Genomic DNA, 23363 nt, shown 5'->3' on the forward strand with positions numbered 1-23363 from the left:
AGCGGCCACCATGCTGCGCACGATGATGACGTCCAAGATCCACCGCGCCACGGTCACCCAGGCCGACCTGCACTACGTCGGGTCGGTGACCGTCGACGAGGACCTCCTCGACGCCGCCGACCTGCTGCCCGGCGAGCTCGTCCACATCGTCGACGTCACGAACGGGGCGCGCCTCGAGACCTACACGATCGCCGGCGAGCGGGGTTCGGGCGTGATCGGCATCAACGGTGCCGCCGCCCGTCTCGTGCACCCCGGCGACACGGTGATCCTCATCGGCTACGGCCAGATGGAGACCGCCGAGGCGCGGGAGCACCAGCCGCACGTCGTCTTCGTCGACGCCGAGAACAAGGTGATGGGCACCGGCTTCGACCCGGCCGAGACGTTCGGCGCCCAGACGCTGTCCCGGGGCGACCTCGTCACTCGATAGCCTGCCGGGATGACAGACCACCGGCCGGTCCCGGGTCGCCTCCGCGCACCCGCACCCGGTTGGACCACCCGCGCCGACGTCGTCGTGGTCGGGTCCGGCATCGCCGGCCTCACCGCGGCACTCCGCATCCACGCGGCTGATCCCTCGCTCCACCTCCTCGTCGTCACCAAGGACGTGCTCGCCGCCGGCTCCACGCAGTGGGCCCAGGGCGGGATCGCGGCCGCGCTCGGCCCGGGCGACACCCCCGAGCAGCACGAGCACGACACCCTCGTCGCGGGGGCGGGGGCCTGCGACGTCGAGGCCGTCCGCGTCCTCGTCACCGAGGGGCCCGACGCGGTGCGCGAGCTGATCGCCCTCGGCACCCAGTTCGACCACCACCCGGACGGCGAGCTGTCGCTGACCCGCGAGGGCGGCCACCACCGCGACCGGATCGCCCACGCCGGGGGAGACGCGACGGGCGCGGAGATCCAGCGCGCCCTGATCGCCGCGGTGGAGCGGGCGCCGGAGATCGAGGTCATCCAGCACGCCCTCGCCGTCGACCTGCTCCGCTCCGCCGACGGCGGCGTCGCCGGCCTGACCCTCCACGTGCTCGGCGAGGGCCAGCACGACGGCGTGGGCGCAGTGCACTGCCGGGCGGTCGTGCTCGCCTCGGGCGGGCTCGGGCAGGTGTTCAGCCAGTCCACCAACCCGAGCGTCTCGACCGGCGACGGGATGGCGGTGGCCCTGCGCGCCGGCGCCCGGCTGCGCGACCTGGAGTTCGTCCAGTTCCACCCGACGGTCATGTGGCTCGGCCCCGAGTCGCAGGGCCAGCAGCCGCTCATCTCCGAGGCCGTGCGCGGCGAGGGCGCGTACCTCGTCGACGTCGACGGCCGGCGCTTCATGCAGGGCGAGCACGAGCTCGCCGACCTGGCGCCGCGCGACGTCGTCGCCAAGGCGATCACGCGGCGGATGCTGGAGACCGGAGAGCCGCACATGTGGCTCGACGCCCGTCACCTGGGCGCGGAGTTCTGGGAGCGCCGGTTCCCGACGATCCTGCGCGTGTGCCGTGAGCACGGCGTCGACCCGGTGACCGAGCTGATCCCGGTCGCGCCCGCCCAGCACTACGCCTCGGGCGGGGTCGCCACCGACCTGTGGGGCCGTACGACCGTGCCCGGCCTCTACGCCACCGGCGAGGTCGCCTGCTCCGGGGTCCACGGCGCCAACCGGCTCGCGTCCAACTCGCTCCTGGAGGGCCTCGTGTTCTCCCGCCGCATCGCCGACGTGCTCCCCGGCGAGCTGCGCGACTGGGCCGACCCGGCTGCCGACGAGCGCCCGGAGGGCCTCGTGTCCGGTGACCGGCGACGCGCGATGCAGGACGTCATGACCACACGGGTGGGCGTGCTCCGCCATGCCGACGGCCTGGCCGAGGCACTGCGCTTCCTCGGCTCGCTCGACCCCGGCGAGGACGAGGCCGGGCCCGCCGCCTGGGAGACCACCAACCTCCTCACGATCAGCACCGCTCTCGCCGAGGCGGCCGCGCTGCGCACCGAGACGCGCGGCTCGCACTGGCGCGAGGACCACCCCGACCGCGACGAGACCCGCGCGGGGCACGTCGACTCCTGGTTCGACGCCGGTCGGATCGCTGCGGAGTGGACGTACGCCCCCTCGACCGACCCGAGCGCCCGGCCCGCCCCCACCGAGGTCCCCGCATGACGCGCCTCTCCGACGTCCCCGCCGACCTGCTCGACGAGCTGCGCGCCGCCGAGCTCGACCCCGAGCTCGTGTGGGCGAAGCTCGCCGAGGCGCTGCGGGAGGACCTGCCGGACCTCGACCTCGACGACCCGACCAGCTCCTCGACGATCCCCGCCGACGCCCGGGGGGAGGCCGTGCTCGGGGCGCGGGAGCCGGGCGTGGTGGCAGGCCTCGGCATCGCCGCCGTCACCTTCTTCATGGTCGGTGCCGACGCGACCGTCACCGACCGCGTGCCCGACGGCACCCGGGTCGGCGCGGGCGACGTGGTCATGCGCGTCGAGGGCCTGACCCAGCGGATGCTCGTCGCCGAGCGCACCGCGCTCAACCTCGCCTCCCACCTGTCCGGCATCGCCACCGCGACCTCGCACTGGGTCGACGCCCTCGCCGGCTCCCCGACGCGCGTGCTCGACACCCGCAAGACCCTGCCCGGCCTGCGCGCCCTGCAGAAGTACGCCGTGCGCTGCGGTGGCGGGGTCAACCACCGGACGTCGCTCCAGGACATGGCGATGGTGAAGGACAACCACGTCATCGCGGCCGGGGGAGTGGTCCCCGCGCTCGCTGCGATCCGCGGTCGCGTCCCGGGGCTGCCGGTGGAGGTCGAGGTCACCACTCTCGACCAGCTCGAGGAGCTGCTGGCGCTCCCCGAGCCGCCCGAGCGGGTCCTGCTCGACAACATGACCGACGAGCTGATGGCCGAGGCCGTACGCCGCACCGACGGGCGCGTGCCGCTCGAGGCCAGCGGCGGCATCACCCTCGAGCGCGCGGCCCGCATCGGCGCGACCGGCGTGGACTTCGTCTCGGTCGGCGCGCTGACCCACTCCGTCCGCGTCCTCGACCTCGGCATGGACCTGGTGGACCGATGACCCTGCTCGCGGTGGACATCCGCAACACCCACACGACGCTCGGCCTGCTCGACGACGAGGAGGTCACCGCCCACTGGCGGGTCAGCTCGCTGGAGGGCCGCACCGCGGACGAGTGGTCCGTGCTGCTGCGCGGCCTCCTCGCCGAGCGGGTCGACGAGGTCGCCGGCGTCGTCGTGTCCGCCACCGTCCCCGCAGTGCTGCACGAGTGGCGCGCGATGCTCGAGTCCCACTTCGGCGACGTCACTGCCATCGTGGTCGAGCCGGGTGTCCGCACCGGCATCCCGGTGCTGATGGACAACCCTCGCGAGGTCGGCACCGACCGGATCGTGAACTCGCTCGCGGCCGCGACCCTCCACGGCGGCCCGGCGATCGTCGTCGACCTCGGCACCGCCACGACCTTCGACGTCGTCAACGGCAGGGGCCAGTACGTCGGTGGCGCCATCTCGCCCGGCATCGAGACGTCCCTCGACGCCCTCGGGCGCCGCGGCGCCCAGCTCCGCAAGGTCGAGCTCGCCCGGCCCCGCTCGGTGATCGCGAAGAACACCGTCGAGGCCCTGCAGAGCGGGTTGGTGTTCGGCGTCGCCGCCCAGGTCGAGGGCATGGTGGCGCGGATGATCGCCGAGCTCGGGCTGCCCGTCGAGGACGTCACCGTGATCTCCACCGGACACCTCGCGCCGCTCCTCGTGGACGACTGCGCGTGCTTCACCGTGCATTCCCCGTGGTTGACGCTGCAAGGACTGCGGCTCGTTTTCGAGCGCAATTCCTGAATTGCGCCGTCAGGGCTTTCCTGACCCTTTTGTGCAATGGTCCGAGTGCTGCGAGACTGCAATTCGTCAATAGCCCCGTTGGCAGCTCGTGAATAGCAAAGGAAAAGACCATGGCGCAAAAGGTGAACATCGTCCTGGTGGACGACCTCGACGGCACCGAGGCCACGGAGACCGTCACGTTCGGCCTCGACGGCACGAGCTACGAGATCGACCTCAACGACGCGAACGCCGCCGCCCTGCGCGAGGCGCTGAGCGGCTACGTGGGCCACGCCCGCAAGGTGACGGGTGGCGGGCGCCGCAGCGGTCGCCGGTCGAGCGGCGGGTCCTCGTCCTCCAACACCAAGGACGTCCGCGAGTGGGCCAAGGAGCAGGGCATGGAGGTCTCCGAGCGCGGCCGGATCTCGGCCGACGTGCAGCAGGCCTACGACGCCGCCCACTGACGTACGCACGGCCGGCACGTCCCACCACGCACCGGCGCCCCGGACCCGACGCACGGGTCCGGGGCGTTCGCTGTGAGCGGACGGGCTCGATGATGCGGAGGGAACACGTAGGCTGATCTCGGGCGTTGAGCCCAGTGTCCGCAACCCGGCCGCCTGCGTCGGACCCGCGGACCACGCAGACGTAGAGGAGCGCACATGTTCGAGCGGTTCACCGACCGAGCCCGGCGAGTTGTCGTGCTGGCCCAGGAAGAGGCCCGCATGCTCTCCCACAACTACATCGGGACCGAGCACATCCTGCTCGGCCTCATCCACGAGGGCGAGGGCGTCGCAGCCAAGGCCCTCGAGTCCCTCGACATCTCCCTGGAGGCCGTGCGCGCCCAGGTCGAGGAGATCATCGGCCAGGGCCAGCAGGCGCCCTCGGGCCACATCCCGTTCACCCCGCGCGCCAAGAAGGTGCTGGAGCTCTCGCTGCGCGAGGCGCTCCAGCTCGGCCACTCCTACATCGGCACCGAGCACATCCTGCTCGGCCTGATCCGGGAGGGCGAGGGCGTCGCGGCCCAGGTCCTGCAGAAGCTCGGCGCCGACCTCAACCGGGTCCGCCAGCAGGTCATCCAGCTGCTCAGCGGCTTCCAGGGCAAGGAGTCGGCCGCCGCCGGCGCCCAGACCTCGGGCTCCGGCGGTGAGGCTCCGTCGAGCTCGCTGGTCCTCGACCAGTTCGGGCAGAACCTCACCCAGGCCGCCCGCGAGGGCAAGCTCGACCCGGTCATCGGTCGCGAGCAGGAGATCGAGCGCGTGATGCAGATCCTGTCGCGCCGCACGAAGAACAACCCCGTCCTCATCGGCGAGCCCGGCGTCGGCAAGACCACGATCGTGGCCGGCCTTGCCCAGGACATCGTCAAGGGCAACGTGCCCGAGACGCTGAAGGACAAGCAGATCTACACGCTCGACCTCGGCGCCCTGGTCGCCGGCTCGCGCTACCGCGGTGACTTCGAGGAGCGCCTCAAGAAGGTGCTCAAGGAGATCCGCACCCGCGGCGACATCGTGCTGTTCATCGACGAGATCCACACCCTCGTCGGTGCCGGCGCGGCCGAGGGCGCGATCGACGCCGCCAGCATCCTCAAGCCGATGCTGGCCCGGGGCGAGCTGCAGACCATCGGTGCCACGACGCTCGACGAGTACCGCAAGTACCTCGAGAAGGACGCCGCGCTCGAGCGCCGCTTCCAGCCGATCCAGGTGCAGGAGCCCTCGATCGCGCACACGATCGAGATGCTCAAGGGCCTGCGTGACCGCTACGAGGCCCACCACCGCGTGACGATCACCGACGAGGCGCTCGTGTCCGCCGCGACGCTGGCCGACCGCTACATCTCCGACCGGTTCCTGCCGGACAAGGCCATCGACCTCATCGACGAGGCCGGTTCGCGGCTGCGCATCCGCCGGATGACCGCTCCGCCGGACCTGCGCGAGTACGACGACAAGATCGGCGACGTGCGCCAGCGCAAGGAGGCCGCGATCGACGGGCAGGACTTCGAGGCCGCGGCCCGCCTGCGCGACGAGGAGAAGCAGCTCTCCGCGCGCCGTGCCGAGCGCGAGAAGCAGTGGCGCGCCGGCGACCTCGACGAGATCGCCGAGGTCGACGAGGAGCTGATCGCCGAGGTCCTGGCCGTCGCCACGGGCATCCCGATCGTCAAGCTCTCCGAGGAGGAGTCGACCCGGCTGCTCAAGATGGAGGACGAGCTCCACAAGCGCGTCATCGGCCAGGAGGAGGCCGTCAAGGCGCTCTCCCGCGCCATCCGGCGTACGCGTGCGGGCCTCAAGGACCCGAAGCGTCCCGGCGGGTCGTTCATCTTCGCCGGCCCCTCGGGCGTCGGCAAGACGTGGCTCTCCAAGACGCTCGCCGAGTTCCTCTTCGGCGACGAGGACGCGCTGATCCAGCTCGACATGTCGGAATTCTCCGAGAAGCACACGGTCTCGCGCCTGTTCGGCTCGCCCCCCGGCTACGTCGGCTACGAGGAGGGCGGCCAGCTCACCGAGAAGGTGCGCCGCAAGCCGTTCTCCGTCGTGCTCTTCGACGAGGTCGAGAAGGCCCACCCCGACATCTTCAACAGCCTGTTGCAGATCCTCGAGGAGGGTCGCCTGACGGACTCGCAGGGTCGCGTCGTCGACTTCAAGAACACCGTCATCATCATGACCACCAACCTCGGCACCCGCGACATCTCCAAGAGCGTCAACCTGGGCTTCGCCCAGACCGGCGACGCCGCGGGCTCCTACGAGCGGATGAAGACCAAGGTGTCGGAGGAGCTCAAGCAGCACTTCCGCCCCGAGTTCCTCAACCGTGTCGACGAGATCGTGGTCTTCCCGCCGCTGTCGCGCGAGCAGATCATCGCGATGGTCGACAACATGGTCGCGGCGGTCGAGCTCCGGCTCAAGGACCGCGACATGTCGCTGGAGCTCACGCAGCCTGCCAAGGACCTGCTGGCCGAGCGCGGCTTCGACCCGGTCCTCGGTGCCCGTCCGCTGCGCCGCACGGTGCAGCGCGAGATCGAGGACGTGCTCGCCGAGAAGATGCTGTTCGGCGAGGTCGGCCCGGGGCAGATCATCCTGGTCGACGTGGAGGGCGAGGGTCCGGGGGCGAAGTTCACCTTCCAGGGCCAGAAGAACTCCCGGGTCCCCGACCTGCCGCCGTTCGAGACCGCCGACCTGGCGATCGAGCCGCAGCGCGACGACGAGGGCAACCTCGAAGGTCCGGACGACTCCGAGGGTCCGGTCGACATCCCGCGCGACCCGGCCTGACGGCCGGCTGAGTCACCCGCCTCACCCAGGTCACCCCGGGAGCGCCCAGCGCCCCGGGGTGATCTGCGTCAGGAGGCCGTCGGTCACGAGTGCGGCGAGGCATCGCTCCCGCTGCTCGGCGTCGGGCCACGTGGCCTCCACCTGCGCGGCACCGACGGAGTCGGCCTCCCGGGCCAGGGCCATGATCCGGCCGCGGCACTGCCGGTCGGTGCCGGCCCAGGCCTGCCCGCGACGGGGCGGGCCGTCGTACGCCGGGTAGCCGGTGCCGCGCCACACGCAGAGTCCTGCCACCGGGCAGGCGTCGCACGCGGGCTGTCGGGCCGTGCAGACCAGCGCGCCGAGCTCCATCGTGGCCACGGCCCACGTGGCGGCGGTCGCGGGGTCGTCCGGCAGCAGCGCGGTGGCGACGTCGCGCTCGGCTCGGGTGACTGCCTGGGCGGGGAACTCGGTGCCCGACACGACGCGGGCCAGCACCCGGCGGACGTTGGTGTCGAGCACGACGTGGCGCCGACCGAACGCGAAGCTCGCGATCGCCGCCGCGGTGTAGTCGCCGACGCCGGGCAGCGCGATCAGGTCGTCGTACGCCGCCGGCACCTCGCCGTCGTGCCGCTCGACGATGGCGGTGGCAGCGGCGTGCAGCCGCAGGGCGCGGCGGGGGTAGCCGAGCCGGCCCCACATGCGTACGGCCTCGCCGGTCGTGTCGGCGGCGAGGGACGCCGGCGTGGGCCAGCGCTCCAGCCACGCCGCGTGGACGGGCAGCACCCGCGCGACCGGCGTCTGCTGGAGCATGAGCTCGCTGACCATCACCGACCACGGGGTGGCCGAGGTCCCGCGCCAGGGCAGGTCGCGCGCGTGCACGTCGTACCACGCGAGCACGGCCTCGTGCAGGGCGCGGGTGTCGGGGGCGTCCATCGCGGCGATCGTAGGTGAGCCGGTGTGCCTCCGCCGCGCGGGGCCGCTCGCTGCCTACCCTGTCGACATGCCGCCGACCGTACGACCTCGAGGGCCGTTGCCGGCGCGGGTCTACTGGATCCGCCGGCTGATCGTGCTCGGTGTCCCGCTGGTGCTCGTCGTGGTGATCGCCCGCCTGCTCGGCGGCTCCTCCGACGGCAAGGACGCCGCCTCCGGGACCGCGACCCAGGCCGGCGCCACCACCTCGTCGTCCCCCGCGCCCACCGCCGGCCCGACAGCCGCCACCGGGACGGGCAAGGGCAAGAAGGGCAACAAGGGGCAGGACGTCCCGCCCGAGGAGACCACCCCGCCCGAGCCGGTCCTCGCCGAGCCGAGCGGGCCGTGCCTCGCGTCCGACATCGTCGCGACCCCGGCCATCGTCTCCGCTCCCGGCGGCGCGGACATCCCGATCACGCTCAACCTCCGCACGATCGCGACCGAGGCGTGTACCTGGCAGGCCTCGGCGCAGACGATGACCGTCACCATCACCTCCGGCGACGACTACATCTGGAGCAGCCGCGAGTGCCCCGCCTCCATCCCGGCCCAGGACGTCGTGGTCCGCCAGGGCGTCGACGTCCCGGTCGTGGTGACCTGGTCGGCCCGGCGGTCCGACGAGGGCTGCACCAAGTGGACCGACTGGGCGCGGGTGGGCTTCTATCACGTCGAGGCGGCCGCGCTCGGTGGCGAGGGGACCGACGTGCAGTTCGAGCTCGTCGCCCCGCAGCCCGGCGTGATCACGAAGACCGCCGAGCCGGAGAAGCAGGGCGGCAAGAACGGCCAGAAGAACCGTCAGGACGACACCACCCACACGCCCGGCGAGGACGGCGAGGGGAACTCCGCGGGCTGAGCTCCTCGGGGCGATCGACGGTCGCGCGGTTCCGGGGGCGGTGAGTGAGGCGCCTTCTGCGCCCTCGGAATGTGGGTCACGCACCGCCGTCAGGGGGCGCGCACGTGCGGCGGTTGTGGCCCTTCGCTCCGCCTCCGCCGGGGTATCTAGGGACGTAGTGGTCGTCCTGGGCCTCCTCGGACGTACATTTCGTCCCTAGATAGCCCGGGCGTACGAGGGGCAGGTCCGCAGACACGTGTGGCGGTTGTGGCCCCGCGCCCGGCCGTACGGGGGCAGCTTCGCGGACACGTGCGGCGGTTGTGGCCGCGGGCTCGGCCGTACGGGGGCGGTTTCGCGGACACGTGTGGCGGTTGTGGCCCCGGGCTCGGCCGTACGGCGGCAGTTCCGCGGACACGTGTGGCGGTTGTGGCCCCGGGCTCGGCCGTACGGGGGCAGTTTCGCGGACACGTGTGGCGGTTGTGGCCGCGGGCTCGGCCGTACGGGGGCAGTTTCGCGGACACGTGTGGCGGTTGTGGCCGCGGGCTCGGCCGTACGGGGGCAGTTTCGCGGACACGTGTGGGTTGTGGCCGCGGGCCGGGCCGTACGGGGGCTCGCGCGCCCTCTTCGTCGGGTTATCTGGGGACGTTGTGGTCGTCCTAGGCCCCCTGGGACGTACATATCGTCCCTAGATATCCCTCGAGAGCGGGCGGACGGGTCAGTCCTCGGCCGGGCGGGGGCCAGTACGCGGACACGTGTGGCGGTTGTGGCCCCGGGATGGGCGTACGGGGGGCAGCTTCGCGGACACGTGTGGCGGTCGTGGCCCTGGCCCGAGGCGACCTGGTACAGGCGATCTCGACGCGCACGTCGCGGCTTCGTTCCTCTGCCGCGGTGCCTGCTCGATCTGGCCTCGCAACGCCGCGAGCTCAGTCGTCGCTCGCGACCGGTCGTCTCAAATGTAGCGCTCGGTGATGCTCGACTCCGCGAGCCGGGACAGGCCCTCGCGGACGCTGCGGGCGCGGAGCTCGCCGACGCCCTCGACGGCCTGGAGGTCGTCGATGCCGGCGGAGAGCAGCTGCTGGAGGCCGCCGAAGTGGTCGACGAGGCGGTCGACGACGGCGGCGGGGAGGCGGGGGACCTTGGCGAGCAGGCGGTAGCCGCGCGGCGCGACGGCGGCATCGAGGTGCTCGGCCCCGCCGAGGCCGATCGCTCTGGCAACGGCGGCGGGGTCCACCAGCTCGGTCGGGGAGAGGGCCTCGAGCTCGGCGAGGTGGGACTCGGGGCTGGCGAGCCGGCGCCGGCCGCCGGGGAGGTAGTCGCGCACGACGAGCTCGCGCTCGGCGTCGACTCCGGTGACGAGCTCCTCGAGCTGCAGGGAGAGCAGGCGGCCGTCGGTGCCGAGCTCAAGGACGTAGTCCTCGATCTCGCGGGCGATCCGGATGACCATCTCGAGGCGCTGGGCCACGACCGCGACGTCGCGGACGGTGACGAGGTCCTCGATCTCCAGGGCGGAGAGCGTGGCGGAGACCTCGTCGAGGCGGAGCTTGTAGCGCTCGAGCGTGGCGAGGGCCTGGTTGGCGCGGGAGAGGATCTTGCCCGAGTCCTCGAGGACGTGGCGGATGTCGCCGACGTAGGCCGCGATGATCTGCATGGACTGCGACACCGAGATCACGGGGTGCCCGGTCTGCTTCGCGACCCGCTCGGCGGTGCGGTGCCGCGTGCCGGTCTCCTCGGACGGGATCGTGTGGTCGGGCATCAGGTGGACCGCGGCGCGGTGGATCCGGGTGATGTCCTTGTCGATGACGATCGCGCCGTCCATCTTGGCCAGCTCGCGCAGCCCGGTGGCGGTGAAGGGGACGTCGAGGGTGAAGCCGCCGGTCGAGATCGAGTCGACCGTCTTGTCCTGGCCAAGCACGATCAGGGCACCGGTGCGGCCGCGCAGGATCCGCTCGAGGCCGTCGCGCAGCGGGGTGCCCGGGGCGATGGAGGCAAGGGTGGCACGCAGCCGGAGCTGCTCGTCGATGCGCTCTGCCACCGGTCCTCCACGTACGGGTCACTGGACGCCCCCGTGCGCCCCGCTGAAGTGTAGGGGTGGAGCGCGCCCCCTCGTCGATTCCGTTGTGAAGCCGTGACCTGCCCGTCCGGCCGGGCTCAGAGCGGAGGTGTGAGCTCCAGGGTGAGCAGGGCGCCGAGCACGTCGTCGACCTCGACCACCCGCAGCCCGTCGACCGTCCGCCGCGAGGGGATGCCGCGCTCGCTGGGCAGCGCCCGGCCACGTGGCACCACGGCCACCTTGAAGCCGAGCCGGGCGGCCTCGGCGACACGTTGCGGGAGGTCGCGGACCCGGCGCAGCTCACCGGCCAGGCCGATCTCGCCGATCGCGACGGCCCCCCGCGGCGGCGGAACCCCGAGGTGGCTGCTCGCGACGGCGACGGCGAGGGCGAGGTCGGCCGCGGGGTCGTGGAGCTTGGCGCCGCCGACGGTCGCGACGAAGGTGTCGCTGCCGGCGATCCGCAGGCGGGCGTGTCGCTGGAGGACGGCGAGGACCATGTCGACGCGGGACGACTCGACCCCCGACACGGTGCGGCGCGGTCGCTCGAGCGGCGACGGCGTCAGCAGCGCCTGGACCTCCGCGAGCAGCGGCCGGCGGCCCTCCATCGTGACCGCGACGCACGTGCCGGAGACGTCCTGGGTGTGGTGCTCGACGAAGAGACCCGTCGGGTCGGTCACGGCCTGGATGCCCTCGGAGGAGAGGTCGAAGCAGCCGACCTCGTCGACCGGGCCGTAGCGGTTCTTCATGGCGCGGACCATCCGGAAGCGCGAGTTGCGGTCGCCCTCGAAGTGGAGCACCACGTCGACGAGGTGCTCGAGCACCCGCGGGCCGGCGATCGATCCGTCCTTGGTGACGTGACCGACGATCATCGTCGTGATGTTGCGGGTCTTGGCGACGCGGATGAGCGCGGCGGCGACCTCCTTCACCTGGGTCACGCCCCCGGGGACGCCGTCGATGCCCGACGCACCGATCGTCTGGATCGAGTCGACCACCAGCAGGGTGGGGCGCACCTCCTCGATGTGGGTCAGCACCGCCCCGAGGTCGGTCTCCGCCGCGAGGAACAGCTCGTCGTGGACACCCCCCGTGCGGTCGGCCCGCAGCCGCACCTGCGCCGCGGACTCCTCGCCGGTGACGTAGAGGGTGCGCTGCCGGGTGCGCGCGGTCTGGGCGGCGACCTCCAGCAGCAGGGTGCTCTTGCCGACGCCGGGCTCACCGGCGAGCAGGATCGCCGCACCCGGGACGAGGCCACCGCCGAGCACCCGGTCGAGCTCGGGCACGCCGCTCGTGCGCGCCACGGACTCGGTGATGGCCACCTGGCCGATGGGGACCGCCGGCGTCGAGACCGGCCCGGCCGCGGCGCGCAGCGTCGGCGCGCCCGCCTCGGCGACGGAGCCCCAGGCCTGGCACTCCCCGCAGCGGCCCACCCACTTCGCGGTCTCCCAGCCGCACTCGGAGCAGCGGTAGGAGGTGCGCTGGCGGGCGGCCTTGGTCGACATGGGCGCCACGCTAGGCGAGCCCACCGACACCGGCGCGGACGCTCACCGCGACAGCAGCGCCGCGATCTCGTCGTACCCGCGCGCCCGCGCGTGCTGCAGGGCGGTGACCCCGTCGCGGTCGGGCAGGTCGGGGTCGGCTCCGTGGGCGAGCAGGATCCCGACGACGCGCTGCCAGCGCTCGGTCCCCTCACCGAGGACGACGGCCTCGAGCAGAGCGGTCCAGCCCAGGTCGTTGACGTGGTCGACGTCGACGTCGGTGTGCTGCAGCGCCCAGCGGACGTAGGCGACGTGCCCGCGCTCCGACGCGGGGATGATCGACACCCCGCCGTAGCGGTTGCGCAGCGTGACGTCCGGGTCGAGGGGCAGCAGCAGCTGCCCCATCGCCACCGAGCCGGTCACCCCGGTCACCAGCCACGGCGAGTCCTGCTGGACGTCGACCGCATCAGGGTCCGCACCGAGACGGGCGAGCAGCGCGGCCACCTCCAACCGGTCGTCGATGACGGCGAGGAGCAGGGGCGTACGCCGGCGCTCGTCGCGCACGTCCACGCGCGCGCCCGCCCGCAGGGCCAGCGCCGCGGCGTCCGGGTCACCGGCGGAGGCGGCGCGCAGCAGGGCGGCGCGGGGATCGGCGACCGGCTCGTCGGCGCGCGCGAGGAGCGCGGCGACGCGGTCGTGCCCGAGCTCGCGTGCGAGGTCCTCGGCGGTCCGGCCCTGCGCATCGGTCGCCGCGGCGTCCGCGCCGCGGGCGAGCAGCACCCGGACCTCGGTGGGCGACGGCGTTGCCCCGCCGACGGCGACGTGCAGTGGCGTGGGCGCGGACGGCGGGTCGGACGGCGGGTCGGACGGCGGGCCGGTGGCCGGGTCGGGGCTCACGTCGGGCACGGTCGAGGTCCCGTCAGAGGAAAGGGTGCGGGCCGCGGGGTCGGACCCGTCCGACGAGCACGCGGTGAGCACCGCGAGGCAGCACAGCAGGCCGGCGAGGCGGAGCGGGGACGGGTGCGGCACGGCCCGATCCTCCCAGCCCGGACCAACGGCCCGGTCCGGACCGCCTTTCCACAGGTGGGCGCGAAAACCTGTGGATGGAGCGCCGGACCTGTGGAGGAACGGCCGCCCGGCTGGGGAGTGAGCACCCCCTCCGGTGGACGGCGCGGTGGAGGGAGGAAACGCTTCCACACCCCCTTGCGCAGGCCCCGCAGGACCGCGTAGAACTTCTCCCACGCCGACCGTCACAGGGAGGCGGGGCGACTCGGAGACGAGGATCCTTGACGGACAGGTGGGCCCCGGCCGACCCGTCCGCCGCGACTGGGTGACGCAGGAGCGGGGATCATCGGCGACGGGACGTCGACCGGAGGTCGTCACACGATCCGGTCAGCCGAGGGCCCTCGCGACTCATACTCGCGAGGGCCCTCTCCGCGTTCACCGGGCGTTCACCTCCGTGCCCGCGCGTCGTCAGGCTTATGCTGACGCCACTTGGATCGATCAAGGGGGCGGGATGGCTCGCAGCGAGCAGCGGAACGGCAACCACCTGCCGGTCACGCCGCCGACCCTTGCCGACGTGGCCGAGCGCGCCGGGGTCTCACGCCAGACCGTCTCCAACGCGGTCAACAACCCCGACCTCCTGCGGCCGGACACCCTCGAGCGGGTGCGCCAGACGATCGCCGAGCTCGGCTACTCGCCCAACCGCGCCGCCCGCAACCTCCGGACCCGCACCTCCCAGCTCATCGGGCTGCGCTTCGCGCCCGCGCAGGAGGGCACCGCCAACGCGGCGATGGACCGCTTCGTGCACTCGCTGGTCGAGGCGAGCGAGGTCGCCGGCTACCACGTCCTGCTCTTCCCGGGCGACGACGAGGACCCGGTCGGCGGCTACGACAACCTGCTCCGCTCGACGGCGGTGGACGCGTTCGTCGTCACCGACACCTACCTCGGCAACCCGCAGGCCGCCTGGCTGAGCCAGCAGCGCGCCCCGTTCGTGGCGTTCGGCCGGCCGTGGGACGACGACGAGGCGCGCCACGTCTGGGTGGACGTCGACGGCGCCGCCGGCATCGCGCTGGCGACCCAGCACCTCATCGACCGCGGGCACACCCGGATCGCCTGGATCGGCTGGCGCAAGGACTCCCCGATCGGCGAGGACCGCCGCTCCGGCTGGCTGCGCACCATGCACGCCAACGGCCTCTCCACGACCGGCCTCGCCTCGCGCGTCGAGGACGTCGTGCACAGTGGCGCCGAGGCGGCCGCGGTGCTCCTCGACGAGTCCACGCCCACGGCGTTCGTGTGCGCGTCCGACACCCTGGCGATGGGCGTGCTGCACACGCTCTGGATCCGCCAGCTCGCGCCGGGTCGTGACATCGCGGTGGTCGGCTTCGACGACTCGCAGGTGGCGCAGGTGTTCCCGGTGGGCCTGACGTCGGTGCGCCAGCCGCTCGAGGACGTGGCGGTCGAGGTCGTCAAGGCCCTGCGCGCGCTGCTCACGCACCAGCCGGTGGAGGAGCGGGGCGTCCTCCTCGAGCCCACGCTCGCGATCCGCGAGTCCAGCTGACCCGACCGGACGCCGCGGTCAGTAGTGCCGGAACCAGAGGTTGACCGCGTAGTCGACCTCGGTGCCGGTGTGATCGGCGAGCGCGGCCTCGGCGGCCTCCGGCGGCAGCTCGATCCGGACGACGGCCTCGAGGTCCTCGCGGGAGGCGAACGACCAGCCCATCTCGATCGGCCGGCGACGCCAGCCGTGCAGCGACCAGAAGCGCTCCACCGCGACCGGGTCGACCTCGGGGAAGCCGTGCCGGAACCACCTGCCGAAGGTCGAGCGGGTGGGGTCGTTGTCGATCACGAACGCCGTCCCCCCGCGACGCACGACGCGGTCGAGCTCGCGCAGCCCGGGCTCGGAGCCCGGTCCGAAGAAGTACGCCCAGCGCGCGTGCGCCACGTCGACCGAGGCGTCCGGGAGGGGGATTGCCTGCGCCCCGCCCTCGAGCACGGAGACGTGGGGCAGGGACCGCGTACGGCGTCGGGCGAGGGCCACGAGCGGCGGGTGCGGCTCCACGCCGACCACCCGCGCCGCCGTACGCGCCCACAGCGGCAGGTGGAAACCGCTGCCGCACCCGACGTCGAGGACGGTGCGCCCGGCCCAGTCACCGATCTCGCGCATCGCCGTCGCGATCCGGTCGTGCGGGTCGGCGGCGCGGTTCTCCAGCTCGTAGAGCTCGGGGGTGTTCCAGATGTTGGGGGAGGGCCGAGCCCTCAAATCCGCACGAGCCCGTTGGGCGTCTGGAGCTGGACGGCGACGATGCCGGGGGTGCCGTTGGGGGCGACCCACTCGACCTTGACGTCCTCGAGCGGGGCCTCCACGGTCTCGCCGAGCCATTCGCTCACCCGCTGCGGGTCGCCGGCGATCTCCAGGCAGGCCAGCGAGAAGTCGCCGGTGGCGCCCACGCTCGGGTGCAGCTCGGAGGGCGAGTGCCACTGCACGAAGAACGGCAGCTGCGGGTCGGAGAGCAGGCCGTTGACGCCGATCTGCTGCCACAGCAGCTCGGTGCCGTCGGGGCGGTGGCGGTTGCCCTTGACGGCCTCGCGGCCCAGGCGGGACTCGATGGGCGCGATGTCGGCGACGGAGACGACCCAGCCCATCCAGCCGCCACCGAGCGCGGACCGGGCGCGGACGGCCTGGCCGAACGGCGCCTTGTCGCTCGCGGGGTGGTCGAGCACCTCGACGATCTCCATGTAGATGTCGCCGGCGAGCGGCAGGGTCATGTTGCGGGTGCCGAAGCGCGGGTGGATGCCCCCGTCGACGAAGTCCGTGCCGAGCAGCCCCCCGATGCGCTGGGCGGTGCTGGCGAGTCCATCAGGTCCGGCGGCGAAGCTGACGTGGTCCAGGCGCATGCAGAGATTCTGGGTCAGTTCGCCGCGGGGCTTGACACCGGGGTCCGGTTTCTTGACGTCAAGAGGCGCTGGACAACCGCAGGATGAGGTCGCGGACGTCGGTCGCCGCCACGGATCCGTCGACGGCGCCCGGCGTGCTGCACACCAGCATCGGCCCGGCGTCCGGGTCCTTCGGCAACCGGCCGTGGGTGCCGCGGACCGGGGACGGGTCGAGCGGCACGACCTTCATCGCATACCTCAGACCGGCCATCTTCCGCGCGAGGGTGAGGCCCGCCTTGAGCTTCACCGCCCGGTCCTCGGGGTCGAAGAAGAGCTCGGCGGGGTCGTAGCCGGGCTTGCGGTGGATCTCGACGCCCTTCGCGAAGTCGGGCGCCCGCGCGTCGTCGAGCCAGTAGTAGTAGGTGAACCACGCCGTCTCGTCGGCGACGAGCACGAGGTCGCCGGAGCGCTCGTGGTCGAGGCCGTACGCCTGCTGGGCCTCGCGGTCGAGCACCTCGTCGACGCCCGGGAGGTCGGCGCACAGGCTGCGGACCTTCTCGAGGTCGGCCGGGTCGTCGACGTAGACGTGCGCGACCTGGTGGTCCGCCACGGCGAACGCGCGCGAGGCCCAGGGGTCGAGGTACTCCATGCCGTCCTGGGTGTAGACCTCGAGCAGCCCGGCGCGGCGCAGCATCCGGTTGACGTCGACGGGCTGGTCGGCGGCGGTGATGCCGTACTCCGAGAGCACGAGGACCGTCACGCCGGCGCGCTCGGCGTCGTCGAGCAGCGGCGCGAGCGCGGCGTCGACGTCGCGGGCGGCCTGCCGGGCCTCCGGGGCGTCGGGGCCGAAGCGCTGGAGGTCGTAGTCGAGGTGCGGGACGTAGCAGAGGGTGAGGTCGCTGCGCGGCATCAGCCGGCGGGTGGCGGCGATGATCCACTCGCTGGAGGTGATCGCGGCCGTCGGGCCCCAGTAGGTGAAGAGCGGGAACTCGCCGAGCTCGCCGACCAGCTCGTCGTGGAGCTCGACGGGCCGGGTGTAGCAGTCGGGGGCCTTCTTGCCGTCGGCGTAGTAGATCGGCCGCGGCGTGACGATGTAGTCGGTGGTCATGCCCATCGCGTACCACCAGCAGACGTTGGCGACGGTGTAGTCGGGGCGCTCGCGGCGGATCGTCTCCCAGACCTTCTCGCCCTCGACGAGCTTGTTGTGCTGGCGCCAGAGGAACACCTCCCCGAGCTCGCGGAAGTACCACCCGTTGCCGACGGCGCCGTGGCCCGACGGCGGCAGGCCGGTGAGGAACGTCGACTGCACCGAGCAGGTCACCGCCGGCAGGATCGGCTCGAGGGTGGCCTGCGAGCCCTTCTCCGCCAGCGCGCGCAGCCGGGGCATGTGGGTGAGCAGGTCGGGCGTGAGGCCGACGAGGTCGACGACGAGGAGCTTGGGGTGGGCCACGGGGATCCTGTCCGTTCTGTTCCGAGAGGGGGAGCGGGGGTCAGTCGAGGGCGGTGAGGCCGAGCCCGACGAGCTCGTCGCGGACCCAGGCGAGCTCCGCGGCGAGCCCGGCGGCGAGGGCGTCGTCGTCCTCGGGGGCGCCGGAGGGGAGCACGGACCACGTGTAGGTCTCCACCTCGAGGTGGTCGGTGCGGGCGGTGTCCCCGCCGAGCAGGGCCGACAGTGAGGCCCGCAGGTCGTCGCGGCTGTTGCGCAGCGGCGGCGCGGGGTCGGCGTGCACGGGGACGTGGAAGTGGACCCGCCACGGCGACCGGTCGTCGAGCGGCCGTCGGCCCCCGAGGGCGTCGGGGAGGTCGTCACGGGCGGCGAGGCGGCTGCCGACGCGCTGGCGCACCTGGTGCAGGAACCTGTCCTCGCTGTACGCCGTCAGCGCGGCGCGTGCGTCCGCGTCGGCCGGGTCGTCGACGACGAGCGCGGCGGCGGGCTGCACCTTGACCACGTCGAGGCCGGCGGCGTCGAGGCCGGCGAGGGCGTCGGTGGCGTCCTCGAAGCCGACTGCGAGGTGGCACAGGTCGAGGCACACGCCGATGCGCTCGCGGTCGGCGGAGTCGAGCCGCTCGACGGCCTCGGCGATCGTCTCGATCACGCAGCCGGGCTCGGGCTCGAACGCGACGCGGATCCTCCGCCCCGTGTCGGCCTCGATCTCGGCCAGCCCCGCGGCGAGGGTCTTGAGGTGCAGCTCGGCGTGCGACTGGCGGTCCGCCAGCCACGGCGCGCGCCAGGCCAGCGGGAGCGTCGAGATGCTGCCGCGCTCGGCGTCCTCGGGCATCAGGGCGGCGAGGACCCGGGCGACGTCGAGGGTGTAGTCCAGGCGAGCCTGCTCGGCCCACGTGGGGTGGTAGACGCGCTTCTTGACGACCTCGTCCTGGAAGGCGGCGTAGGGGAAGGCGTTGAGGGTGACCATCTCCACCCCGTGGGCGTCGATGGCGTCGCGGAGCCGCGCGACCTCGTCGAGGTCGGAGGCGAGCCGGCGGGCGGCGGCAGCGGGCAGCCACATGCCCAGCCCGACGCGGTCGGTGCCGAGGTGCTGGCGCAGGCGGTCGCCGTAGGTCCCCACCTGGGCGATGAGGCCGTCGACGTCCTCGGCGGGCAGCACGTTGGTGCCGTAGCCGAGGTGGACGACGGTGCCGTCGGGGTGTCGCAGGCGCATCGGTCAGTCCCGCGAGCCGCGCAGGATCGAGTTGCCCTCGAAGGTCGCGGCGGCGTCCGTCGGGCTCGACGTGTCCTCGCCGTCCACGGAGTCCGGCAGGAGCAGGCGCCCGCTCTGCCCGAAGAACTCGACCGGATTGCGCCAGAGCACGCGGTCGACGTCGTCCTCGGTGAAGCCGGCCGCGAGCATCGCCGCGCCGGTCTTCGCGGTCTTGAGCGGGTCGCTGCGGCCCCAGTCGGCCGCGGAGTTCACGAGCACGCGGTCGAGGCCGCGGCGCTGCAGGATGGCGACCATCCGGTGCTCGTCCATCTTGGTGTCGGGGTAGATCGAGAAGCCCATCCAGCAGCCGGCCTCGTCGACCTGGTCGACGGTGACCTCGTTGAGGTGGTCGACGACGACCATGCCGGGTGCCAGGCCGGAGTCGGCGACCAGCTCGAGCGTACGGCGGGTGCCCTGCTCCTTGTCGCGGTGCGGCGTGTGCACCATCGCGGGCAGCCCGAACTCCACGGCGAGCTCGAGCTGGCGGACGAACGCCTTCTCCTCCTCGACGGTCATCGAGTCGAAGCCGACCTCGCCGACCGCGACCACGCCGTCCTTGGCGAGGTAGCGCGGCAGCACGTCGAGCACCTCGGCGCAGCGGGGGTCGTTGGCCTCCTTGGGGTTCAGCGCGATCGTGCAGTGGTGCGCGATGCCGAACTGCGCCGCCCGGAACCGCTCCCAGCCCACGAGGGCGTCGAAGTAGTCGGTGAAGGACCCGACGCTCGTGCGCGGCTGGCCGAGCCAGAACGCCGGCTCCACCAGGGCGCGCACACCCGCGGCGTGCATCGCCTCGTAGTCGTCGGTGGTGCGCGAGGTCATGTGGATGTGGGGGTCGAAGATGCGCATCGTCAGTCCTTCGGGTCGGCGGCGGCGCAGGCGTCGAGCACGGCCTGCACGTCGGGGGGTACGTCGCGGCCGGCCGCCTCGCGCTCGCGGCGGTAGCGCTGCACCATCTCGGCGAGCTCCTGGTCGGCGCGCTCCGCGAGGCCGGTGACGGCGGAGACGGGGACGCCGGTGAACAGGCACTTGAGCACGCCCTGGCGCCACGCGTCGGCGTCGAGACGGTCGCTGTGGGGGCCCATCGCGGCGCCGACGAGCCGGGTGTCGTTGGTCCGCAGGGCGTCGAGCAGCAGGTCGGTGCCGTCGAGCTGCCCCGCCTCGGCGTGCTCGATGCCGTTGAGGGCGTGCAGCACCGCGCGCTTCTCGTCGCTGTCGCCGTAGCGGTAGACCTGGCGCAGCTCGTCGAGCAGGGCGTCGGGCTCGACGCGTCGGGCGACGAGCGAGACCAGGTCGACGCGTACGGCGTCCTCGAGGAGCACGTCGTCGCGGCCGGGCAGGGGGCCACGTCCGGTCGTGCGGGCGCTGGCCGGGAACACCCGGCCGAGCCGGCTCGGGTCGTCGGCGACCTCGGTGCGGATGGCCTGCCACCGCTCGCGGGCGCCCTCGTCGAGGGCGGCCTCGATGTCACTGTGGTCGGCCAGCGGCGCGACGACGACCGTCATGCGGTTCCTTCCGGGCCGGGGTCCGCGATGCGGTCGAGCGAGGCCCGCAGCGCCGTGATCTGGCGGGCCGCGACCGTGGGGGCGGCGTGGGCGTGGCGGGGGAGCTCGACGCTGGCCAGCCCGGAGAACCCGGTGGCCGTCAGCGCGCGCAGGACCGCGTCGAGGTCGAGCGTGCCCTGGCCCAGCTCGAGGTGCTCGTGGACGTCGCGGACCATGTCGTCGACCTGGACGTTGCCGATCAGGTCGCCCGCGATCGCGATCGACGCCTGGGGGCTGCGCGGCTCGTTGCACACGAGGTGCCCGAGGTCGAGGGTGAGGCGCAGGTGGTCGGGCTCGCCGAGCCGGCGCCGCAGCTCGAGGGCCTCGTCGACGGTGTCGACGTGCATGCCGGGCTCGGGCTCGAAGCAGACGGTGACGTCGAGCTCCTGCGCGAGGTCGAGCACGGGGCCGAGACCGTCGGTGAGCCGGCGCCAGCCCTCGTCGGAGGAGACCCCCTCGGGGAGCACGCCGGACCAGCAGGACATCGCCTCCGCGCCGAGGTCGGCGGCGATGCGCACGGCGCGGGTGAGGAGCTGGATGCGCGGCTGCCGGTCGCCGTCGCTGACCAGCGTCGGTTCGTGCTTGCGCCACGGGTCGAGGACGAAGCGGGAGCCGGTCTCGACGACCACCGCGAGGCCGTGGTCGGCGAGGGACTTCGCAGCGCGGCTGGTCTGGGCGACCGCGTCGTCGGCGAACGGGTCGAGGTGCGGCTGGTCGAGGGTCAGCGCGACCCCGTCGTAGCCGAGCCCGGCGATCACCGCGCAGGCGTCGGGGAAGCGGTGCCCGGAGAAGCCGTTGCTGCCGTAGCCGAGCCGGAGGCCACCCGTGCGCCCGGTCACGTCGGGCTCCAGCGCTTCGACAGGGCGCGGTAGGCCGGGCCGGCGCCGACGACGGCCGCGGCGGCACCCAGCCTGCCGCGGCGGGCGAGCCAGGCGCCCTGCAGCAGCGAGAAGCCGCCGATGCCGGTGCGGGTGGCCGTACGCGCGGCGTCCGCCGTCGGGTCGAGCGCGGCGCGCGCCTGGGCGCGGCCCACGACGAGGGCGTACGCCCCGGACAGGCCGACGCCGGCGAGCCGGGCGGCGCGGCCGGCCTGCGGGTCGTGGAAGGCGGCGTGGGCCGTCGCGGCCGCGACGGCGACGGTCCCGGCGGTGACCGCTGCGGCGACCTCGGGACGGGTGCCGTGCACCTCGCCGCGGCTGAGCCAGGTCAGCCCGGCGGTGTGGGCGGTCATCGCGAGCGCGGGCTGCCACGCCGCGGCGGGCGAGGCGTGCGCACCGAGGAGGACGTCGAGCCCGCGCGTCGAGGCCATCGCGAGCGGGCCGATCGGCGCGTCCTTGGCGGCGGCGTCGTAGGCGAGGACCATCAGGGCGAGCGGGGCGGAGACGGCCAGCGCCGAGCGACCGCCGAGCAGGGCGGCGATGCCGAGCCCCGCGGCACCGAGGCCGGCGGCGACGCCGAGGGCGGCTCCGGGACTGATCCGACCGGACGGGATGGGCCGCTCGGGCCGCTCGACGGCGTCGACCTCGCGGTCGCACCAGTCGTTGAGGGCCATGCCCGACCAGTAGAGGCAGGCGGAGGCCAGCGGCATCGCCCACCCGCGACCGCCCGCGCCGGACGCGACCGTGTGGGCGGCACCGGACCAGGCGTCACCGGGGATCGAGAAGGCGGCCGGGGCGCGGGTCAGCTCGACCAGGTCGGCGACCTTCACGAGGACACCCGCTCGGCACAGGCGTGCGACCAGGCCACGAGGTCGTCCCACTGGGTCGCGAGGCGGTGCTCCGCGGAGCCGATCGGCGACTTGAAGAAGAAGCCGAGCGCGCCCAGGGGGCCGCGCTCGCCGGCGGCGACGGCCCGCGCGGTGAGCCGGGCGAGGTCGAGGACGAGCGGCGCCGCGAGGGCGGAGTCGCAGCCCTCCCACGTGAACTGCATGGTCATCCGGGTGCCGAGGAAGCCGTCGAAGCGGACGTGGTCCCAGGCGGTCTTCCAGTCGCCGAGGTCCTCGACGTAGTCGATGTGCATCGGGCCGGGGACCTCGTGGCCGAGGATCGACTCGAGCCCGGAGCGCTTGGTCCCGGTCTTGCTCGACCGGGCGGCCGGGTCGGACAGCGTCGAGCCGTCGCCGCCGCCGAGCAGGTTGATCGACGTCCACGAGCGCACGGCGAGGGCGCGGGTGGCGAACATGGGCGCGAGCGCGGACTTCACCAGCGTCTCGCCGGTCTTGCCGTCGCTGCCGGCGTAGGGCAGCCCGCGCTCGTCGGCGAGCTCGCGCAGGGCGGGGACGTCGATGCCCGGGCTCGGGGTGAAGGCGACGTAGGGCGCGCCCGCGAGCAGCGCCGCGCACGCGTAGGTCGAGCTGGGGGAGAGCGGGGCGCGGCCGGCGTCCCACGCCGCCTCGAGTGCGGCCCAGGTCGCGGCGTCCTCGCCGGCGTCGTGGGGCGGCTCGGTGCTCGAGACGTCGATGACGACCACCCGGTCGACGGCGGCGGCGAACTCGCGGACGTCGGCGGCCAGCCGCTCGACGTCGGCGCGCTGGTCGGGCGAGTCCCCGGTGCGTACGCCGCTGCGCAGCCGTGCCTCGGTGGCCTCGAGGTCCGCGCCCACCTGGTGCACGAGCACGCCGGGGACGACGCCGCCCGCGACGAGCCGCTCGGCCTGCTTGGCGAGCGGCGTGGTGTCGACGTCGTGCCCGCCGACGACGATGTCGGACCACGCGGCCAGTCCGCGGGCGTCGAGGTCGGGGTGCGCGGTGACGCAGCCGGTCTCGTCGGTCAGCCGGGCCGCGAGGGCGTGGAGACCGATCGTCGCCGTCGTCGCGAGCGAGCCGCGCGCGCCGACGAACCAGATGCCGAGCGTGCCGCCCGAGACGTCGCTGGGGCTGGCGGAGCCGGGGTGGTCGGGGGAGTCGTGGAGTGAGGGGGGTGCCACCGGTC

21 protein-coding genes are annotated in these 23363 nt (G+C 73.5%); 8 read left to right on the top strand and 13 right to left on the bottom strand.

Features of this window, described 5'->3' with window-relative positions; all coding sequences use genetic code 11:
• Nucleotides 1-10: 10 nt before the first annotated feature.
• From panD to F4692_RS09815, 6 genes are all read left to right on the top strand, one after another.
• Nucleotides 11-427 carry an aspartate 1-decarboxylase gene (gene panD, locus F4692_RS09790; protein WP_179619481.1) on the top strand — a complete coding sequence of 139 codons (417 nt, stop codon included), beginning with the start codon at nucleotides 11-13 and terminating at the stop codon, nucleotides 425-427.
• Between the two features lie 9 nt (nucleotides 428-436).
• Complete coding sequence (locus tag F4692_RS09795; protein WP_179619482.1) at nucleotides 437-2119, top strand: L-aspartate oxidase; 1683 nt, start codon at nucleotides 437-439, stop codon at nucleotides 2117-2119.
• Complete coding sequence (nadC, locus tag F4692_RS09800; protein ID WP_179619483.1) at nucleotides 2116-3021, top strand: carboxylating nicotinate-nucleotide diphosphorylase; 906 nt, start codon at nucleotides 2116-2118, stop codon at nucleotides 3019-3021. The genes F4692_RS09795 and nadC overlap by 4 nt, the downstream gene beginning before the upstream one ends.
• Complete coding sequence (locus F4692_RS09805; RefSeq protein ID WP_179619484.1) at nucleotides 3018-3788, top strand: type III pantothenate kinase; 771 nt, start codon at nucleotides 3018-3020, stop codon at nucleotides 3786-3788. Before nadC ends, F4692_RS09805 begins: the two co-directional genes overlap by 4 nt.
• A gap of 110 nt (nucleotides 3789-3898) precedes the next feature.
• The gene (locus F4692_RS09810; RefSeq protein WP_179619485.1) at nucleotides 3899-4228 is read left to right on the top strand and encodes a histone-like nucleoid-structuring protein Lsr2; all 330 of its coding nucleotides are present in this window, start codon (nucleotides 3899-3901) and stop codon (nucleotides 4226-4228) included.
• A gap of 195 nt (nucleotides 4229-4423) precedes the next feature.
• Complete coding sequence (locus tag F4692_RS09815; RefSeq protein ID WP_179619486.1) at nucleotides 4424-7018, top strand: ATP-dependent Clp protease ATP-binding subunit; 2595 nt, start codon at nucleotides 4424-4426, stop codon at nucleotides 7016-7018.
• 30 nt (nucleotides 7019-7048) lie between these two features.
• Here F4692_RS09815 and F4692_RS09820 read toward each other — a convergent pair whose 3' ends face one another.
• Nucleotides 7049-7930 carry an HhH-GPD family protein gene (locus F4692_RS09820; protein WP_179619487.1) on the bottom strand — a complete coding sequence of 294 codons (882 nt, stop codon included), beginning with the start codon at nucleotides 7928-7930 and terminating at the stop codon, nucleotides 7049-7051.
• Between the two features lie 67 nt (nucleotides 7931-7997).
• Here F4692_RS09820 and F4692_RS09825 point away from each other — a divergent pair, with 67 nt between their 5' ends.
• Nucleotides 7998-8816, top strand: coding sequence for a hypothetical protein (locus tag F4692_RS09825; protein WP_179619488.1), 819 nt, complete (start codon nucleotides 7998-8000; stop codon nucleotides 8814-8816).
• Nucleotides 8817-9744: 928 nt separating this feature from the next.
• Here the strand turns inward: F4692_RS09825 and disA are convergent.
• The 3 genes from disA to F4692_RS20705 all read right to left on the bottom strand — a co-directional run bounded on the left by disA (nucleotide 9745) and on the right by F4692_RS20705 (nucleotide 13346).
• Entirely contained in the window at nucleotides 9745-10827 is a 1083-nt protein-coding gene (disA, locus tag F4692_RS09830) for a DNA integrity scanning diadenylate cyclase DisA (protein WP_308645239.1), read from the bottom strand.
• A gap of 116 nt (nucleotides 10828-10943) precedes the next feature.
• Nucleotides 10944-12341, bottom strand: a complete 1398-nt coding sequence (radA, locus tag F4692_RS09835) for a DNA repair protein RadA (protein ID WP_179619489.1) — start codon at nucleotides 12339-12341, stop codon at nucleotides 10944-10946.
• 42 nt (nucleotides 12342-12383) lie between these two features.
• Complete coding sequence (locus F4692_RS20705; protein ID WP_218858383.1) at nucleotides 12384-13346, bottom strand: ankyrin repeat domain-containing protein; 963 nt, start codon at nucleotides 13344-13346, stop codon at nucleotides 12384-12386.
• Nucleotides 13347-13833: 487 nt separating this feature from the next.
• On the opposite strand from F4692_RS20705, the gene F4692_RS09845 reads away from it, so the two are divergent.
• Complete coding sequence (locus F4692_RS09845; RefSeq protein ID WP_179619490.1) at nucleotides 13834-14877, top strand: LacI family DNA-binding transcriptional regulator; 1044 nt, start codon at nucleotides 13834-13836, stop codon at nucleotides 14875-14877.
• Nucleotides 14878-14895: 18 nt separating this feature from the next.
• Here F4692_RS09845 and F4692_RS09850 read toward each other — a convergent pair whose 3' ends face one another.
• From F4692_RS09850 to F4692_RS09890, 9 genes are read right to left on the bottom strand one after another with little or no spacing between them, the layout of a single operon-like run.
• Entirely contained in the window at nucleotides 14896-15579 is a 684-nt protein-coding gene (locus tag F4692_RS09850) for a class I SAM-dependent methyltransferase (protein WP_257029741.1), read from the bottom strand.
• The gene (locus tag F4692_RS21160) at nucleotides 15576-16214 is read right to left on the bottom strand and encodes a VOC family protein (RefSeq protein WP_257029742.1); all 639 of its coding nucleotides are present in this window, start codon (nucleotides 16212-16214) and stop codon (nucleotides 15576-15578) included. Before F4692_RS21160 ends, F4692_RS09850 begins: the two co-directional genes overlap by 4 nt.
• Nucleotides 16215-16272: 58 nt before the next feature.
• Nucleotides 16273-17643 (bottom strand): alkaline phosphatase family protein, encoded by a 1371-nt coding sequence (locus tag F4692_RS09860; protein ID WP_308645240.1) that lies wholly within the window; start codon nucleotides 17641-17643, stop codon nucleotides 16273-16275.
• Between the two features lie 40 nt (nucleotides 17644-17683).
• On the bottom strand, nucleotides 17684-18853 hold the full coding sequence (gene eboE, locus F4692_RS09865) for a metabolite traffic protein EboE (protein ID WP_179619492.1): 1170 nt from the start codon (nucleotides 18851-18853) through the stop codon (nucleotides 17684-17686).
• Between the two features lie 3 nt (nucleotides 18854-18856).
• Nucleotides 18857-19738: a TatD family hydrolase gene (locus F4692_RS09870; protein ID WP_179619493.1), complete on the bottom strand. Its 882-nt coding sequence runs from the start codon at nucleotides 19736-19738 to the stop codon at nucleotides 18857-18859.
• Between the two features lie 2 nt (nucleotides 19739-19740).
• Nucleotides 19741-20394, bottom strand: a complete 654-nt coding sequence (locus F4692_RS09875) for an EboA domain-containing protein (RefSeq protein WP_179619494.1) — start codon at nucleotides 20392-20394, stop codon at nucleotides 19741-19743.
• Nucleotides 20391-21272 carry a sugar phosphate isomerase/epimerase family protein gene (locus F4692_RS09880; protein WP_179619495.1) on the bottom strand — a complete coding sequence of 294 codons (882 nt, stop codon included), beginning with the start codon at nucleotides 21270-21272 and terminating at the stop codon, nucleotides 20391-20393. Before F4692_RS09880 ends, F4692_RS09875 begins: the two co-directional genes overlap by 4 nt.
• Complete coding sequence (locus F4692_RS09885) at nucleotides 21269-22141, bottom strand: SCO3242 family prenyltransferase (RefSeq protein WP_179619496.1); 873 nt, start codon at nucleotides 22139-22141, stop codon at nucleotides 21269-21271. The genes F4692_RS09880 and F4692_RS09885 overlap by 4 nt, the downstream gene beginning before the upstream one ends.
• A complete protein-coding gene (locus tag F4692_RS09890) occupies nucleotides 22138-23358 on the bottom strand; it encodes an inositol-3-phosphate synthase (RefSeq protein WP_179619497.1) in 1221 nt (406 codons plus the stop codon). Before F4692_RS09890 ends, F4692_RS09885 begins: the two co-directional genes overlap by 4 nt.
• Nucleotides 23359-23363: the final 5 nt, after the last annotated feature.

Source organism: Nocardioides cavernae, assembly GCF_013410035.1.
In the GTDB taxonomy this organism is placed as follows: Bacteria; Actinomycetota; Actinomycetes; order Propionibacteriales; family Nocardioidaceae; genus Nocardioides; species Nocardioides cavernae_A.